This window comes from Candidatus Chlorohelix allophototropha, assembly GCF_030389965.1.
GTDB lineage: Bacteria > Chloroflexota > Chloroflexia > Chloroheliales > Chloroheliaceae > Chlorohelix > Chlorohelix allophototropha.
In genome coordinates this window covers 853,221-870,350 of sequence record NZ_CP128399.1, presented here as the reverse complement: position 1 = coordinate 870,350, position 17,130 = coordinate 853,221, and the positions used below count along the sequence as shown (strand labels likewise).

Genomic DNA, 17,130 nt, shown 5'->3' with positions numbered 1-17,130 from the left:
ACAGAAGTTGAAAAAGGAAATCGTTTAGCGCCGACCATGCCGCTAGAAGCCTTAAGTAGGGCTTTTAGTTTGGTGGTCGGCGCGCAAATTGGCTGATTCTTACATTTAATTGTGACCCTAACGGGAATTGTAAATTTATCACGCAGCCTGACCCGGCTGGAAATGGAGAATCAGACATGTTGGAAGACAATCGAATAGTTGTATACGATACAACCCTGCGTGATGGCAGTCAGGGTGAAGGCTTGAGCTTTTCGGTGGAAGACAAACTAAATCTGGCAAAAAAGCTGGATGAAATGCTTGGTCTTGCTTATATCGAGGCAGGCTGGCCCGGCAGCAACCCTAAAGATGAGGAGTTCTTTGCGCGGGCGGCAGCAGGCGAATTGCAGCTAAAAAATGCAAAGCTCTCGGCTTTCGGTAGCACTCGCCGCGCCAATGTTTTGCCTGAAGAGGATACCAACCTACGTTTGCTGATTGCGGCAAAAACTCCGGTAATAACAATTTTCGGGAAAACTTGGGATTTGCATGTAATTCGCGCTTTGGGTACTACTCTCGAAGAAAATCTGAATATGATTTCGGATAGTGTCGCCTACTTGAAAAAAGCAGGACGCGAAGTGGTTTACGATGCAGAGCATTTCTTCGATGGTTACAAAGCAAATCCGGATTATGCGCTCGAAACGCTACGCCAAGCCCACGCCGCCGGTGCGGACTGGATTGTGTTGTGTGATACCAACGGTGGCTTGCTGACCGAAGAAGTGCCGGGAATCATCTCGCGGGTGAAAGAAACTATTCCTAACGCGCGTTTGGGCATTCACGTACATAACGATGGCGATTTGGCTTGTGCTAATACCCTTACTGCCGTTCGGAACGGAGCAGAGCAAGTACAAGGCACGATTAACGGTTACGGGGAACGCTGCGGTAACGTTAGCCTTTGTTCTGTATTACCCAACCTTGAATTAAAGATGGGTTATCAATGCTTGCCCGAAGGCAATCTTAAAAATCTAACCGAAATCTCCCGATATGTGGCAGAAGTGGCAAACCTTTCACACAATAATCAGCTACCCTTCGTTGGTCGCAGCGCCTTTGCTCATAAGGGTGGCGTGCATGTGGATGCGGTTATGAAGGATCGCCGCACCTATGAGCATATCGTGCCTGAAAGTGTTGGGAATAGCCAGCGCGTTTTGATTTCGGAATTGAGTGGGCAAAGCAATGTTTTGCATAAAGCCTATCAGCTTGGCTTGCAGATGCACAAGGGTGATGCCGAAGTAAAAGAAGTAATCGAACAGATAAAGCAACTTGAAAATCGTGGATTCCACTTTGAAAATGCCGAAGCGAGCATTGAATTGATAATGTGGCGCACACAACCGGGTTACATCGCTCCCTTTGAGTTGCGCGACATGTTGGTGCTATCAGAGCGGCGCGCCAGTAGCAATGAAGGCTTGCTGAGCGAGGCAACCGTCAAGTTGCAAGTTGCCGGAAATATGTTGCATACCGTTGCAGATGGGAATGGGCCGGTCAATGCCTTGGACGCAGCGTTACGCAAGGCGCTTGTAGTATATTACCCTCAACTTGATGCGGTACGACTGACCGATTATAAGGTGCGGGTGGTAAATGAAGATGGCACTGCCAGCGGTATTCGGGTTACTATTACCAGTAGCGATGGGCATGAAATTTGGCAGACCGTGGGCAGTAGCACCAATGTGATAGAAGCCAGTTGGTTTGCGCTAGCAGATAGCCTTGAATATGCGTTGGTATACCATTTGTTCAAGCAAAATCAACCAGAAGCATCGGCGCTACAGACAGTTTAACCTGACAACTTCTTTTGATAAATGCCACGACGTCGCTAACTTGCGGCGTCTTTTTTTGTTGTGTTGTAGTTTGCCTCATGTTACGATAAAATGATGCTACGTCGGGTCAAATTGGGACAGATTGAAGTCAAAAAGGCAACAGGAAAATTTTCCAAAATCTAGGTAAAATTATGAGCTTATTGAAAAAAAGTAAGCAGAAACCCGACCCTCAGAAAAAAACTAAATCATCTTCCAATACAAAAAGTAAGCAGAATCTGGCAGAAAAGGATACCGCTCAGCTTAAAATTACCTCTAATGCTAAAAGAAACGGTTCAAAGAATATCTGGCTAAAATTGTTAATTAATCTGACAGATAAATCCTTAATGGCGCGCCGTTTGACCGCATTTATCTTTGCTTTTTTCAGCCTTGCCGGTATAGCTATAGCGCTTCTGTGGCAAGTTGACGTAAAGGCGGTTTATAAGCAATCAGCGGGTGATGTAGCGCTGGATGAGGTAGTAGCCCCTCGTAATCTCAGTTACAGCAGTAAAATCCTAACCGATGAGGCGCGTGAACTTAATGCAGATAATCCTGTCAATAACGTTTACAAGCGTGATGAAGTAAGTATCAATATGCAGCGAGAAGCTATATTGACTTTACTCGATCTAATAACTGCCGCACGGAGTACCGGTCCGCTTGCTTTTGCCTCAATGAAGATTCAGCCTCAGATTATTAATGCACGCTTGGCAGAAGATGACTTGAGTGCGCTTGCTGCCCTCAGCGCAAGTGATTGGGATAGTGTATCCGCGGAAACTCGTAGCACCTTCAATACTGTTATGAGTCGCCAGATTATACCCGGCAAGCTCAGCGAAGAACTAAATCGGCTAAATCTTGAGGTAAGCAACCCTTCCAGTTTACCCACCACTTTTGCACAGCTAAGTATTCAAAACCGTCGTTTGGTGGTAGCATTAGTTCGCCCCTTTATCGTTTCCAACGCAATTCTGGATATGGAAGCTACCAAACGAAACCAGATTTTGGCAAGAGAAAACACGCAATCGATTACTCAGAACCTTACAAAGGGACAAGTTATAGTCAGAAAAGGCGAGTTAATCCAACTTATCCATATCGAAATCATGGAACGCTACGGGCTAAGGAACAGCCTCAATGAATGGACTTATATTTTCGGAGTGGTTGGGGTAATTGCGCTTTTACTCTTTCTGTTATGTAGCTATATAGGCGTACTTTATAATACCCTATGGAAAAATTACAAAATATTAGGCTTCATAACCTTTTCTATGATATTGGCGACTATCGGTATTCGTTTACTGATTGACACTTCCGACCATAGTTTGCTGCCATATCTTTTACCAATCGCCGGAATCAGCATGTCGGTTACTGCCCTGATGAACATCAATATCGGGTTGATGGTGGCGCTGGTGCCTGCGTTAGTAGCAGGCTTGGAAGGAAAATCGCCGGAGTTAATGCTGGTTTATTTTTGTGGTGGCTTGGTAGGCGCGCTAACTCTGTGGAAAGCCGAGCGTACTATATTTTTCGCCTTTGCGGGAGTTGCAAGCGCAAGTATTCAATTTTTGGCAGGTCTTTTCTATACGCTCATTCTAGGCAATATACAACCGGGCAATATCGGCTTATTGCTAATCTTTAGTCTAGTAAACGGGTTATTAAGTGCCAGTCTCGCCTTCTTTACTTTTAGCGTATTGGGAAGAGCGCTTGGTGTAACCTCTCCAATTGTCCTGATGGAGCTTTCACACCCCAACCAACCTTTGTTACGGCAATTGATGCGGGATGCACCGGGCACGTATCATCACAGCATGTTGGTAGGTAGTTTGGCGGAACAGGCTGCCGAACGGTTGGAAGGAGATTCTTTACTGGCAAGAGTAGGCGCTTACTACCATGACATTGGCAAGCTTGAACGTCCTGATTACTTTATAGACAATCAGGGCAATCGCCCCAATATTCATGATACACTTGATCCGCGCGAAAGCGTGCGAATAATAAAACGACATGTGGATTATGGCGTAGAATTAGCAAAAGAACACAATTTGCCTGAGCGGGTAGTGGACATCATTCACCAGCACCATGGAACCTGCGTTATCAGCTATTTCTATAACAAAGCCCAGCAAATGGGTTTCGAGATTGACGAAATAGATTTTCGTTATCCCGGACCAAAGCCTCAAACCAAAATCGCGGCGTTGGTTATGCTGGCGGATGGTTGTGAAGCGGCGGTACGTGCCAATGTGCAAAGCGGTCGAATACTCACCGGCAAAACACCAGAGGTAGAGGTAATTAAGCCTGAATCGAACTTAAAAAAGCCGCTTACCATTACCGCAGTTGTAAATAAAATATTCGATGATCGGGTTAAAGATAATCAACTTGATGAATGTGACCTGACATTGCGGGAAATCGAGCGAACACGCTTGCTGTTCATCGAGCAATTAACCAGTATTTACCACCCGCGTGTGGATTATAATGAACAACCGGGCATTAAAGCTGGCGTAGAAAACAAAATAGTGACAGCTACAGTGGTTGAGTTGTCGCCTGAGCAACCTCTTGCCACCCTTACTTCGGGGGCAGCCGATAGCGGTTGTATTGAAAAAGAATCCGATATTCCACCTGAGATAGATAACCCCAAAACAAACGGCAACAATAACCCGCGTAAGGGTACTGGGGGAATTGGGGGAGCAGGACAGCGCATAAACCGAATACAACAAAATACAGAAGAGTAGAAAAGTGATTTCCTTAAGCAAAAATTTCTTGATACATTGTGATATAGCCGAGCAATATGAAACGCAATTGAACCACACGGAGATAATTTCTGCCGCTACCGTAGCGCTATATGCCGAAGGTTTGGAGAATCAGTCGATTGAATTATCCGTGGCGGTTAGCGACGATGCGGAAGTACGCGAACTCAATAATAGTTACCGCAATGTTGACAATACTACGGATGTGTTGAGTTTTGCGGCAGAAGAATCTCAGGAAGATAGCAATTTTGCGCTCCCCCCTGAAGCTCAGGAAGCACGTTATCTGGGAGACATTATCATCTCGTATCCGCAAGCAGAGCGACAAGCGCCTGATTTTGGGAACAGCACTACTCGCGAAGTGCAGGAGCTGGTTATTCATGGCATATTCCACTTGCTAGGCTATGACCATGAAAAAGATGCCGATCGTGAGGTAATGCGCGCTAAAGAGGAAGCTGCCGCAACAATTCTAGACGGGAAATAGAAATGAAAGAGGCAAATAAGCCTATTGCTCCCTTGGTTAAGCGTGCTACTTTTTTCAAAAGTTTTTACTATGCGTGGCAAGGTATCTCGTACGTTTTGCGGACACAGCGCAACATGCGGGTACATCTGCTGGCTGGGTTGTTAGTTATAATAGTAGGCTACCTGCTGGGAATTACATCGGTGGAGTGGGCTTGCCTTCTAACGGTTATGGCGCTGGTTTACAGCCTTGAAATGATTAATACCGTAGCCGAAGCTATTGTGGATTTGTACACTAATGAATACCACGATTTGGCAAAAGTGGCTAAGGATGCGGCTGCCGGAGCGGTGCTGTTGTCGGCTTTTTTCTCGGTTGGGGTAGGGCTGGTAATTTTCTTGCCACACCTACTACATTGGGCTTTTGGCTGGTAAATAATGTCACGCAAAATTCTGATTCTAACCCCTCAAAACCCTTTCCCACCTGATCAAGGTGCGCCAATACGGAATTATAACTTTATCAAATATCTTGGTGCAACCGGTAAATATAACATCGCTTTACTTACTTTTGCCCGCCCTGAAGAAACTAGCCAAAGCCGTGAGGCATCCTACATTGAACTTTCAAAGTATTGCGAACGAGTTGAATTTGTAGCACACCCTCCGACGCGCTCAAAAAGCAGACGTGTACAAAGCCTTGCCTTGAATCCTTTGCCTGACCTAGCCCTGCGCCTGGCTTCACCCCAATTTCAAGAAATGCTCAACCACTTGGTTATAGAATTCAAGCCGGATATTTTACTGTGCGAGGCGTTGGAACTTGCGCCCTTTGTACGAGAGCTTTTCAAAAACTCGGAGACTTCGCACCCTAAACTGGTTTTGGATGAGCATAATGCCGAGTATTTATTACAGAAACGCGCTTATGAAAGCGACTTCAAAACAGGATTGCGCCATTATCCAACTGCGCTTTACAGCTATATCCAGACGCAACGCTTGAGTAAATACGAATCTGAAGCTTTGCATTTCTTTGACGCTGCAATTGCCGTGAGCGATAATGACCGCAAAGCGCTGCTCAAGCTAAATCCAAATACACATATCAAAGTGATTCCAAACGGGATAGACCTTGACGAATATGCACCAGACCGTGCCGACGCGGAGTTGCCGGATAGATTGGTCTTTACAGGTTCAATGGATTTCAGACCGAATGTGGACGCGGTGCTGTGGTTTGCTAATGAGATTTGGGACAAAATCAGGTTGGCAAGACCCGAAGCAACCTTTTTCATAGTAGGACGAAGACCAACTCCGGCAGTACAGGCGCTGGCGAAATTGCCCGGAATTACTGTAACGGGGACAGTGCCAGATGCGCGTCCCTTCGTGCAGGAGGCAGCGCTTTACCTCGTACCGATGCGAATGGGAGGCGGGGTGCGTTTTAAGGTACTAGAAGCGCTGGCAATGGGCAAAGCGGTATTGACTACGCCAATGGGGGCAGATGGCATACCTGTAAATTCTGGCAAGGAAGTGTTAATCGCAAATAATTCGCAAGAATTTAGCGCGGCAGCAATACGACTATTGCAAAACCCTACCCTGAGAAAAGAGCTTGCTGACAATGGAAGAACTTTTGTAGCCGAGCATTTCGACTGGCACAAGATTACCCCCTTATTAGATGAGATTCTATGTTCGCGCTAAATATTAGAGACTTATGTAAAGTTGGGGTAATAGTGCGAATAACCCGCGCTAACAAAGTTCTTTTTCGAATGACACCAGCTAGGCTTATAGTCAGCGCATGAAAAAAGGCGCTTATCCTGCGCCCTTTTCTGTTACTCCGCTTTGGATTTTACCAGAGGCTGATTACTGCCCGCCCTCTGGTCTGCGCTTTAAGTATTTTTTCCAAGATACCCGGTAGCTCATCCAGATTAGCATCGAAAGCAATTTCGGAAAGCTTGGCAGGTTTCCATTCTCCTGCTAATTTCTCCCATACCTCACGCCGCCAAGCCATAGGACATTCAGCCGAGTTTATACCTAACAAATTTACCCCACGCAAAATAAAAGGGAATACGGTAGTGTTAAGTGTAATACCCCCGGTATTGCCGCAAGCTGCAATTGAGCCAAAAGCTTTGGTAGTTCGCGCTAGGTAAGCCAGTGTAGTACCGCCTACATTATCAATGCTCCCTGCCCACCGTTCCTTTTCCATCGGGCGGTTGCTCTCCGCCGCTGCCTCAGCGCGGCTGATAATTTCAGATGCACCCAAACTCTTTAAATAAGCATGTTCTGTTTCCTTGCCCGTACTGGCTGCTACAGTATAGCCTAGCCCTGCCAGTATATTTACCCCAATGCTACCAACCCCGCCCGTTGCACCTGTAATCAGAACCGCACCACTTTCGGGCTTTACTCCGGTCAATTGCAGCATGTGAATTGCCATTCCGGCAGTAAACCCGGCAGTACCAAGCATCATTGCCTCTTTCAGGCTCAAACCTTTTGGCAAAAGAACCAACCATTTTGCCGGTATTCTGGCATATTGCCCAAAACCGCCATCATGGGCTACACCTATATCATAGCTGGTAGCGATAATTTCATCTCCCGCTTTGAAGTTAGGGTCTGAGGATTCTACAACTGTACCGGAGAGGTCAACGCCGGGAATCATCGGGAATTTACGCGCAACCTTGCCACTTTCGCTAGAGGCAAGCCCATCTTTATAATTCACACAAGAGTAAGCTACTTTTATCAGCACCTCCCCTTGTGACAACTGATCGGTGGATATTTCTTGCAAGCCTGCGCTAAAACCGGCATCTGTTTTGTTCACAACAAACGCTCTGAATTCCTGCGACATTATAGATTCCTTTCTCAAACTACCTAGTTTCTTGGGAAATGCTATGCCAAATATCTGAAATTCAACTCAAACTACGCGATATACTAGCATAAAAATTATACCTACGTCTTTAAACCGGAGATGTGTTATTGCTTAGTGAGGTTTGCTAAACCCCAGTGAACTGTGTTAGATTTAGCATCATTTGGTCAAACGGCTCGAAAGTTTGTTAATTAGCTCAAATGTCAAAATCAATCCTTAAAATAATGCTGTCAGTATTGGCATTTCTGGGCGCAATCCAGATGGTGCGCGGTTTTCTTGCACTTTTCACGCCGTTGGTATTGGACTACACCGAACAAATGCTGGTTGCGGGAACATGGCAGTTGGAAAAAACCGGTATCGCAGCGATGTACGCGCCACCAAACACACCCTACGGCATGCCCGGTATCCAATACCCACCCTTGTTCCCTGTGCTGGCAGCCTTATTGCACTATATCTCAGGAATGAGCCTAGAAGGGGCGGTGCGCTTCTGTAGCTTTGGCGGCTACATCGCGGCGGCAATTGTCGCCGGTTTCATAGTTAAAGATTGGTTGCCAAAACAAGCGCATCGCTATAACTATCTAACAATTTTCCTGCCCTTTTGCTTTTGGCCCGTGATAATCTACATGCAGACTGCACGAGTTGACCCTCTGGCGTTATTTCTGAGCTTGAGCGGGGCATGGCTTTATCTACGCAACGGTTACGTCAAAACAACCGGATTACTGTTTGCGCTTGCCGCTTTCACCAAACAAACTTATCTTGCTGCACCCATTGCGTTGTTGCTCAGTTTGTTGTTAGCAAAAAAATGGAAGAAAGCCGGGATTTTCACCGCCGCCTATATTCTGCCATTAGGAATTGCCTATTTTGCAACAAATATCCTCTCGGATGGGATTTTCTTTAATATATTTGACCCCTCTAGAGCAGCGCGATTTATATTTAATCTTGCGCCGGGAATGGTCTTTTTCTTTTTGCTTGACCATCTACCCATATTAATTCTAGCCAGCGCGGGGGTTGCATTCCTATGGAAAAAAGGGCAGACCTTTTTGCCATTATATGCCCTATTCAGCGCACTTTCTTGCGTTACTATAATTAAAGATGGGGCAGTGGATTACTATTTTACCGAACTGGTTTATCTTGCCAGTATTATGACCTGTATTTTTTTGCAAAGTAAAAATAAGGATTTAAACCCCTTACCTGCAACCCGAAGTAAATTAAAACGCTCCTTGCCGACAATACTAATCGGAATACAGTGCTTGATTGGGGCGGGAATGGTAATAGGCTATTCGCAACTTAACGCCGCCAATAATTTCACAGAAGCGTATCAAGAGGGAGCAACAGTTATCAAGGATACACCGGATAGCCTTGTATTGGCAGATGGCGCGTTGATTGCCAATGGCTATTATGATAGAGCGGGTGATTACCTGATTTATTCTATTATGTTAAGTTCGGGAAAAGCCGACTCAAAGCTATTTGTAAAAGACCTCGAAGAAAAACGCTGGAAGCAAATCCTAACGGTTACGCCGGGTTTGTACCGATGGGTTGAACCGATAGCAAACGCACTTGCCGATAATTACGAGGTGAAAATTTTACGGGGGCGGGATGGTCAAGGTTTGTACTGGATATATACCCCGAAGAAGTAGCTCAAAACTCTAGAATGAAGGAAAACAATGCCAATCAATTTGCCGAATAAATTTGAATACCGCGATAACCATTTATTTATTGATAATATTGAGCTTGGCGAAATTGCTAATAAAGTGGGTACGCCCTGCTATGTTTATAGTGCATCTGCAATATGTGAGCGTTACCGTCAATATACCCGTGCTTTTCTTATAGCCGGTTTAGAAGCTGAAATTTTTTATGCGGTAAAAGCCTGTTCAAATCTTGAAATAATCCGTTTGCTTGCCAATGAAGGGGCGGGAGCAGATGTAGTATCGGGCGGGGAACTATTACGCGCCATGAAAGCGGGCGTGCCTGCCCATAAAATTGTATTTGCCGGAGTAGGTAAAACCGCAAAAGAGATTGAATTGGGCTTGAAAAGCGGTATTCGCGCCTTCAATGTCGAATCCGAACCGGAGTTAAGGCTAATTGAGCGGTTAGCCAAACAATTGAGTTTACATGCGCGAATTTCACTGCGTTTAAATCCCGGTGTCGATCCCCATACCCACGCTTATATTACAACCGGACAAAGAGGTAACAAATTTGGAATAAGCTACGAGCAGGCATTAGAATTGGCACGCTACGCTACAAATTCGCCATATCTTTGGTTGGTAGGAGTGCAATGTCACATCGGATCACAACTGCATGAACTTGAACCAATCAGCGAGGCAGCGAACCGATTGGCAGAATTAGCTCAAACGGTTGAGCGGCAAAATAATTGTGCGCTAGAATATCTCGACATCGGGGGCGGTCTGGGTGTGGCGTATAGGCTGGCAGAAGAACAGGCTGCCTCTCCTGAAGCTTTAGCGCAACTGGTGGCAACTACACTGGCAAGATACGGGCGTAATTGGAAAATACTGGCAGAACCGGGGCGTTGGTTAGTGGCAGAAGCAGGCACACTACTAACAGAAGTATTATTCCTGAAAAGCGATACCGAAACAACCTTTGCAATTGTGGACGCAGCAATGAATGATTTGATTCGTCCTTCGCTCTATCAGGCATATCATGAGATAGTGCCTTTGGTTGAGCCATTGAACAGCGACCTGATAAATTATGATGTAGTCGGACCGGTTTGCGAAAGCGGGGATTTTCTAGCTCAAAATCGGGCTTTACCGCTACTAGAAGAAGGTATGAAGCTGGCTATTCTGAGCGCTGGCGCCTATGGTTTTAGCATGTCCTCAAATTATAATAGCCGCCCTCGCGCTGCTGAAATACTGGTCGAAGGAGATAATTGGCGTAGCATCCGCGCAAGAGAAACATTTGAGGATTTGATACGCGCCGAAGGCTAAGCTAGATTATAGTTTACTTCTAAGCGCGGCTTTACACAATAATAAGTGTTAATAGCAGGCGGCAAAGGATAGTCTATGGTGGACACCATTGTCAAAACTTAAGATGAGGGTTTTCTACATACTCTGTGCAGTACAAATGATATGCTAATTTTGAGGCTAAAAGGCTCCAAAGATAATTTCAAAGATTTTATTACTCAGTACACTGAAGAGGAAAAGGGGTTGGTCAGCTTAGGACAGGTGGTAGCACGGGAGGCGCACCGAGGTCAGGGTGAATGGGCTTATCAACAAGCTTTGGCTGGTGTTCCTCTTGACCAACTTTTAGCTTGTATCGCCGCCTAACTTTGTGAAATATTTATGCAATTCTTAAGTTTAAAAGTGCAAAGGTAGCGCAGAGATGAGTGGAACCGATAACCAAGAGAAACTAGCTTTGTTGGCACGTCTTATCCAAGCCGAAGGTTTAGCCTCCTCAGCTACCGACGCAATTCCAAAGCATAACCCTAGCGAGCTAATACCGGCATCCTATTCGCAAGAATGGGTCTGGAAGCGTTGCCAACAAGCGCCAAACAGCCCTTTCTACAATTCAGCCTTCGCACTAATTTTGGAAGGCAAGCTGAATAGAGCTTCTCTCGAAGAAAGTTTGAGAGAAATAGTACGGCGGCATGCGGCATGGCGCACCGCCTTTTCTTTAATTGATGGTACGCTTTGCCAGCAGATTAATCCTGAGCCTGTATTTGAACTTAACTATTATGATTTGTCGGTGGTAAATGAAGCAGAACAGTATATTGAAACCGAAAAGCTGGCAGTGCACCAGGCTCACAAACTCTTTGACCTTAACTGTGTTCCATTAATAAGAGCAGCCTTGCTAAAACATACGGATACTCGCCATGTGCTGGCGCTAGTAGTGCACCATATTATTGCGGACGGTTGGTCAACCGGATTGTTTATAAAGGAACTGGCGGTGTTATACCCCGCTTTTTCTAATGGAAATTCTTCGCCATTGCCGGAGTTGCCTATACAATATCCCGATTATACGCTGTGGCAACGTAACTGGTTACAAGGCGAGCTTGATAAGCAATTAGCTTATTGGAGTAATCAATTATTCGGTTTACCAGAAGTACAGCCCTCATTGGCTGGAGAAGCGAGACCAAATAACCCAGATTATGCCGGAAAGAGCTATAGCCTTGAACTTTCTGAAGACTTATCAAGCGCGCTCAAACGTCTGAGCCAACAGGAAGGGGTTACTCTTTTTACCCTTCTATTGTCAGCCTTCGCCGCGCTTATAAATCTATATAGTGGACAAGAGGATATTGCGCTTGGTACTCCGGTCGCTAACCGTAGCACAGTCGAGGCGGAAGCGTTGTTGGGTTGTTTTGTCAATAATCTGGTAATCCGGGCTGATTTTTCAGGTAATTCCAGCTTCAAACAAATATTAAGCCTTATGAATAAAGTTTGCCTAGAAGCCTTTGCTCATCAAGATATGCCCTTTGTGAAGCTAGTGGAAGCCTTGAAACCGGGTAATAATGCCAGCCATCCCTTTTTCCAAACTCGCTTTGAGTTCAGCAATTTTCCATCTCGCGAACGACTGGAAATTAAAGGGCTAAGACTAAGCCCGCTAGAATTTGAAACTGGGTTGGTGCGCTTCGATTTAAACCTGATTATGGAAGAAAGAGACAATAGGCTGGTCGGCTGGTTGCAATATGCCACAGCTTTATATTCGGATGCTTTCATAATTCGCTTGGCGCAAAATTATGAGAATTTATTACAGCATATAGTCCGCCAGCCTGAATTACGCTTGAATGAGTTATCTCTCGACCTATTACGCGATTAAGCCTGATTTTCGCGAAATGCCCTGACCCGCTCCTCGGAAAGCTCATAATTATTGCAATGCAATTCTGCTGCGCCATAGCCTAATTCTTCCAACCGCTTGTAATGTTGCAAAGCTGTATCGACTCGAATCTCGCCAATGGTCGGTTCTAAACCCACAGCGTCTGTACTTAAAATACTGGATAAAACACAGCCTGCAATATTGAACGGTTTATAAGCGGTTATCGCCTCAAATTGCTCTGGCGGAATCCTCGCTTCTACCGCTTCCGGCAAATAGCGTTGTTGTGCAATTGCAAAGGGCGCTTTAAGCGTCCCTCCTTCGGTAAAGAGAATATCGCCTTGCTGCTCAAATCGCCGGATGGCTTTTTCAGGCTCAAAGCAATGGGGCGCAGAATCATCTACCAGCAGCGTACCCGCTTTGAGGCGCGTAGTTTCTATAATGCCCGGTACGTTGCTTGCGCCGATTATCAAGGAAGCTTCGTATATTGCATCCGGTACGGTAGGGCTAGATTCATACAATCGGATATTTCCCTTAAAGCCACTTTGATTTACCACTTCATGGGCTATTTTTTTCAAATGCTCTCTCCGGCTATATAAATCGCAAAGCCAAAGCTCTTGGGGATGTGGTAACACTTGCAACATCAGGCGCAATACGGTAAGCCCGATTGAACCCAGACCCAAACAAACTACCCGTTCGTTGGGTAGTTCTCGCCCGCTTTCAGAAAGAATATGCTTGAGAGATAAAACTACCGAAGCCGCAGTCGTAGCATGTCCGGTAGTTACGGCGGGCAAGTTCACACTTTTATCTAATGATTCCAACACAGCGCGACCATAATTAGTAGCAGATGGCAGGAGTCCGGTTAGAGAAACGGTTTTCGCGCCTACTTGTCCGGCAAGTTGAACACCTTCCCCTATCATTTTCAACAAACCCGGTTGGTCATTGTATAAATCAGTACCAAAAATCGGCAGCAAAATGAGCGCAATCCTCCCGGCAGGGGTATTCATAAATCCGTTTAGGATAGGGCGCTGCTCGAACCAATTTTGTAAAATATCGGCAGTGGCAAGCCCGGTTAATTTTAGTAAATCCGAGGGTAGGTATGACAATGCCGCCGACTGCGCCGGAGCAATTTCCCCGCTCAAAACTCTTGGCAATAAGGGAAGCCGCTCAATAGTTAGATGGGACGTATCCGCTTGTTTCGGGGGTACGATACTTAAACCGCTTACCTCCGCCGGAGTAGTATTTGCCAGAGCAACAGCCATACTGGCGATAGTTGGGTACAAAAACAGCAATTTTACCGAAACCTCTTTTCCAATTGTGCCGGATATACGAGAGGTCAATTGCATTGCCAAGAGGGAGTGACCACCCAACTCAAAGAAATTGTCGTAAATACCGACTTCTTCTAGCGACAACGCCTCAGCCCACAGGCTAACCAACTTTTCTTCCAACTCATTGCGCGGGGCATTATAACTTTGCCTCAAGTTGGGGCGAAATTGTCCCGGAGCAGGTAACGCTTTTCTATCAACCTTGCCGTTAGGAGTAAGTGGGAAAGAATCTAGCATGATAAAAGATGAAGGTATCATGTAACTTGGAAGCTGACTTTTCAAATATTCCCTTAATTCCTCAACTTCCGGTTGAACACCTTTTGCCACCAGATAACCAACCAAGCGTTTATCGCCCGGTATGTCCTCCCGCGCCAATATCGCACATTGCGAAACCTTAGAATATGCCGCTAAAGCCGCTTCTATCTCGCCCGGTTCAACCCGATAGCCTCGCACCTTTACTTGATGGTCTGCTCGACCTACATACTCAAAAGAACCTTTCGGGTTTAGACGTGCCAAATCTCCGGTGCGATATAAACGCGCTCCCGGAATTATGCTAAAGGGATGCGGCACGAAACGCTCTGCGCTTAGGTCGGGTCGCCCGATATAACCACGCGCTAACCCAACTCCACCGATAAAAATTTCCCCTACAACTCCTAATGGCACAGGCTGGTAATTATTATCTAGCAGATAAAATTCGGTGTTTGAAATCGGTCGTCCCAATGACACCGCGCCCTGCTCTGGGTTTGTGCTAGTCACGCGGTAATCGCTACAGGTTATAGCCCCTTCGGTCGGACCGTATTGGTTTACTACCAAAACTTGTTTGCCAAAAACGCGCTGTACTGCCTGACATTCCTGATGATATAGCGCTTCACCATTTACAAAAATGAGCCTTAAAGAGTGGCTATGATAACCAACCCGTTCTGCCGCTTCTACCAATTGACCTAAAAAGCGGGGAGTGGTTGCCAGCAACGCTGTAACCGCTTGCTCATCAATTGTTCTAACCAGCGCGGATGGGTCTTTGGCATCGCTAGAGCTAACCAGTACCACCTTGCACCCAGCTATAAGCGTACCGATAAGGTCTTCTATCGAGGCATCCGAAACCAACGAGGCATTCTGTAAAATCGTATCCGCTGGAGAAATATTATACGCTCGGCGGGTATAAAGCAGATGATTAAGCGAACCGCGATGATGCGCCAATATGCCTTTGGGTCTTCCGGTAGAGCCGGAAGTAAAAACCACATAAGCCAGATTATCAGGAGTACAATAATCAGGGGGAGGCGTTTGCGGATACTCTGCAATCTTAGACCAATCCTGATCGAGATAAATAACCTGCGCGCCATGTGATGGCATCAAATTTTGAAGATGGCTTTGGGTTAATAAAATTGGGGCATGGCTGTCTTCCAGCATAATCTCAATACGATGCTGAGGGTAGGCAGGGTCAAGCGGAGCATACGCGCCACCCGCTTTGAGAATACCCAATAGCCCGATAACCATTTCGAGAGAGCGTTCCACGCATAACCCCACTACTACCTCCGCGCTCACTCCCAACGTTTGCAGATAGTGTCCAAGTTGATTGGAACGCGCTTCAAGTTCGGCATAGGTAAGTTGCTGATTCTCAAAGATCAGCGCAATACTTTGAGGCGAACGGGCAGTTTGCTCGGAAAAGAGGTGGTGAAAGCAAGCGTCAAGAGGAAAAGACTCTTTGGTATTATTCCACTCCAGAATTTGGCGATTATATTCTTGCGGTGGTAAGAGCGGCAATTCGCCGATTCTGCGGTTTGGGTTGGCTACAATTCCTTCTAGCAAGATTTTAAAATGCTCAAGCAAATTCTTGATGCTGGATTCATCAAACAAATCGCTACTGTATTCCAGATAACCTTTCAAACCTTGCTCGGTTTCGGCTAGGTCAAGCAGCAGATCGAACTTAGCGGTGTTATTGTCAATGGATAAGGGCTGGATAACCAAATCGGGCATAATCACAGGCTCTACCGGGGCATTTTGTAAAACAAACATTACCTGAAACAAAGGCTGATAGCTCAAATCGCGGGAAGGGTGCAATTCCTCAACTAGCTTTTCAAAGGGCAACTCCTGATGAGCATAAGCCTCTAATGCTGTTTCAGAAGTGCGGTGCAACAGTTCCAGAAAAGTAGGGTTGCCGGACAGGTTGCCACGCAACACCAGCGTATTCACGAAAAAACCTATAAGATTCTCAGTTTCAAGGCGAGTGCGGTTGGCAATGGGCGAACCGATTACAATATCATCTTGCCCGCTGTAACGGCATAGCAACACCTGAAAAGCCGCCAGCAAAGTCATGAAGATAGTAGCGTTTTGTTGCCTGCTCAGGTTATTTAAGGCAGTTTGTAGCTCTAACGGAAAAACGATATTTACCCTACCGCCCCGATAGGAGCGAATCGGCGGTCTGGGGCGGTCGGTGGGAAATTGCAGAATTGAGGGTGCGCCTTGAAGTTTATTGCGCCAGTATTCAAGCTGAACACTGTGTTTTTCTTCACTGAACCAATGTCTTTGCCAGATTGCATAATCGGCATACTGGATGGGTGGTTCTGGCAAGGGTGAAACTTCACCTCCCGCATAAGCGCGGTAGAGCAAGGTGATTTCCCGGATAAGCACGTAGCGCGACCAAGCATCGCCGACAATATGATGCATGGTCATAAGCAAAAAATAATCCTGTGAGTGTAAACGGAGCAGTTTAACCCTAAAAAGTGAACCGTTTTGCAAATCAAATGTGCGGGTTGCTTCTTCTTTGGCTATTTTCCACGCTTCCACCTCGCGTGCCTGTTCAGGGAATCCGGTCAAATCCACCTTTTCCAACTGGAAACCGGACGATGGGTGTATAACCTGTACTGGTCTGCCGGATTCACTAGAAAAGGTGGTGCGTAAAACCTCGTGGCGGCGAACGATTTCCTGAAAAGTAACAGCTAAGGCTTCTTCCGATACGCGCCCGGTTAGCCGTGCAATTGCCGGAATATTATAAGTTGCCCCCAAGCCTCCCAGTTGTTCCAAAAACCACAGACGCTCTTGCATGAGTGAAAGAGGAGGATTAGTAACACCCTGCCGAGGAACAATACGGGATTCTTCTTCCCGCTTCAGCCCATCCTGCTCAAGCAGCAAGGAGAGCAGTTTCATTTTATCGCCGGAGGAAATATTTTCCCCGCTTCGCTCTATGTTCAAGGCTTATCCTCTCTGCTACT

General features: G+C 46.2%; 11 protein-coding genes. 9 read left to right on the top strand and 2 right to left on the bottom strand.

Translation table 11 applies throughout. The features are described from left to right. The first annotated feature begins 176 nt into the window (after positions 1-176). The 5 genes from cimA (at position 177) to OZ401_RS03675 (ending at position 6,673) form a co-directional block, all read left to right on the top strand. A complete protein-coding gene (cimA, locus tag OZ401_RS03695) occupies positions 177-1,805 on the top strand; it encodes a citramalate synthase (protein ID WP_341469362.1) in 1,629 nt (542 codons plus the stop codon). Positions 1,806-1,975: 170 nt separating this feature from the next. After that, on the top strand, positions 1,976-4,525 hold the full coding sequence (locus OZ401_RS03690; RefSeq protein WP_341469361.1) for an HD family phosphohydrolase: 2,550 nt from the start codon (positions 1,976-1,978) through the stop codon (positions 4,523-4,525). A gap of 4 nt (positions 4,526-4,529) precedes the next feature. Further along, positions 4,530-5,021: an rRNA maturation RNase YbeY gene (gene ybeY, locus OZ401_RS03685; protein ID WP_341469360.1), complete on the top strand. Its 492-nt coding sequence runs from the start codon at positions 4,530-4,532 to the stop codon at positions 5,019-5,021. Between the two features lie 2 nt (positions 5,022-5,023). Then, the gene (locus OZ401_RS03680) at positions 5,024-5,428 is read left to right on the top strand and encodes a diacylglycerol kinase family protein (RefSeq protein WP_341469359.1); all 405 of its coding nucleotides are present in this window, start codon (positions 5,024-5,026) and stop codon (positions 5,426-5,428) included. Positions 5,429-5,431: 3 nt separating this feature from the next. Beyond that, on the top strand, positions 5,432-6,673 hold the full coding sequence (locus tag OZ401_RS03675) for a glycosyltransferase (protein WP_341469358.1): 1,242 nt from the start codon (positions 5,432-5,434) through the stop codon (positions 6,671-6,673). Positions 6,674-6,821: 148 nt separating this feature from the next. On the opposite strand, the gene OZ401_RS03670 is transcribed toward OZ401_RS03675, so the two are convergent. Beyond that, the gene (locus OZ401_RS03670) at positions 6,822-7,814 is read right to left on the bottom strand and encodes an oxidoreductase (RefSeq protein WP_341469357.1); all 993 of its coding nucleotides are present in this window, start codon (positions 7,812-7,814) and stop codon (positions 6,822-6,824) included. Between the two features lie 218 nt (positions 7,815-8,032). Between OZ401_RS03670 and OZ401_RS03665 the strand changes: the two genes are divergently transcribed. From OZ401_RS03665 to OZ401_RS03650, 4 genes are all read left to right on the top strand, one after another. Next, positions 8,033-9,469, top strand: a complete 1,437-nt coding sequence (locus OZ401_RS03665; protein ID WP_341469356.1) for a hypothetical protein — start codon at positions 8,033-8,035, stop codon at positions 9,467-9,469. A gap of 27 nt (positions 9,470-9,496) precedes the next feature. Further along, positions 9,497-10,774 carry a diaminopimelate decarboxylase gene (gene lysA, locus OZ401_RS03660; RefSeq protein WP_341469355.1) on the top strand — a complete coding sequence of 426 codons (1,278 nt, stop codon included), beginning with the start codon at positions 9,497-9,499 and terminating at the stop codon, positions 10,772-10,774. A gap of 141 nt (positions 10,775-10,915) precedes the next feature. Next, the gene (locus tag OZ401_RS03655) at positions 10,916-11,113 is read left to right on the top strand and encodes a hypothetical protein (protein WP_341469354.1); all 198 of its coding nucleotides are present in this window, start codon (positions 10,916-10,918) and stop codon (positions 11,111-11,113) included. Positions 11,114-11,168: 55 nt separating this feature from the next. Then, positions 11,169-12,602, top strand: a complete 1,434-nt coding sequence (locus OZ401_RS03650) for a condensation domain-containing protein (protein WP_341469353.1) — start codon at positions 11,169-11,171, stop codon at positions 12,600-12,602. Here OZ401_RS03650 and OZ401_RS03645 read toward each other — a convergent pair. Next, on the bottom strand, positions 12,599-17,110 hold the full coding sequence (locus OZ401_RS03645; protein WP_341469352.1) for an amino acid adenylation domain-containing protein: 4,512 nt from the start codon (positions 17,108-17,110) through the stop codon (positions 12,599-12,601). The two genes, OZ401_RS03650 and OZ401_RS03645, sit on opposite strands and share 4 nt — an antisense overlap. Positions 17,111-17,130: the final 20 nt, after the last annotated feature.

Bases quoted from the DNA above. Each gene is read 5' to 3' on its own strand.
- OZ401_RS03680 (WP_341469359.1), top strand. From the start codon at position 5,024: ATGAAAGAGGCAAATAAGCCTATTGCTCCCTTGGTTAAGCGTGCTACT.
- OZ401_RS03650 (WP_341469353.1), top strand. From the start codon at position 11,169: ATGAGTGGAACCGATAACCAAGAGAAACTAGCTTTGTTGGCACGTCTT.
- lysA (WP_341469355.1), top strand. From the start codon at position 9,497: ATGCCAATCAATTTGCCGAATAAATTTGAATACCGCGATAACCATTTA.
- OZ401_RS03655 (WP_341469354.1), top strand. From the start codon at position 10,916: ATGCTAATTTTGAGGCTAAAAGGCTCCAAAGATAATTTCAAAGATTTT.
- cimA (WP_341469362.1), top strand. From the start codon at position 177: ATGTTGGAAGACAATCGAATAGTTGTATACGATACAACCCTGCGTGAT.
- OZ401_RS03665 (WP_341469356.1), top strand. From the start codon at position 8,033: ATGTCAAAATCAATCCTTAAAATAATGCTGTCAGTATTGGCATTTCTG.
- OZ401_RS03675 (WP_341469358.1), top strand. From the start codon at position 5,432: ATGTCACGCAAAATTCTGATTCTAACCCCTCAAAACCCTTTCCCACCT.
- OZ401_RS03670 (WP_341469357.1), bottom strand. From the start codon at position 7,814: ATGTCGCAGGAATTCAGAGCGTTTGTTGTGAACAAAACAGATGCCGGT.
- OZ401_RS03690 (WP_341469361.1), top strand. From the start codon at position 1,976: ATGAGCTTATTGAAAAAAAGTAAGCAGAAACCCGACCCTCAGAAAAAA.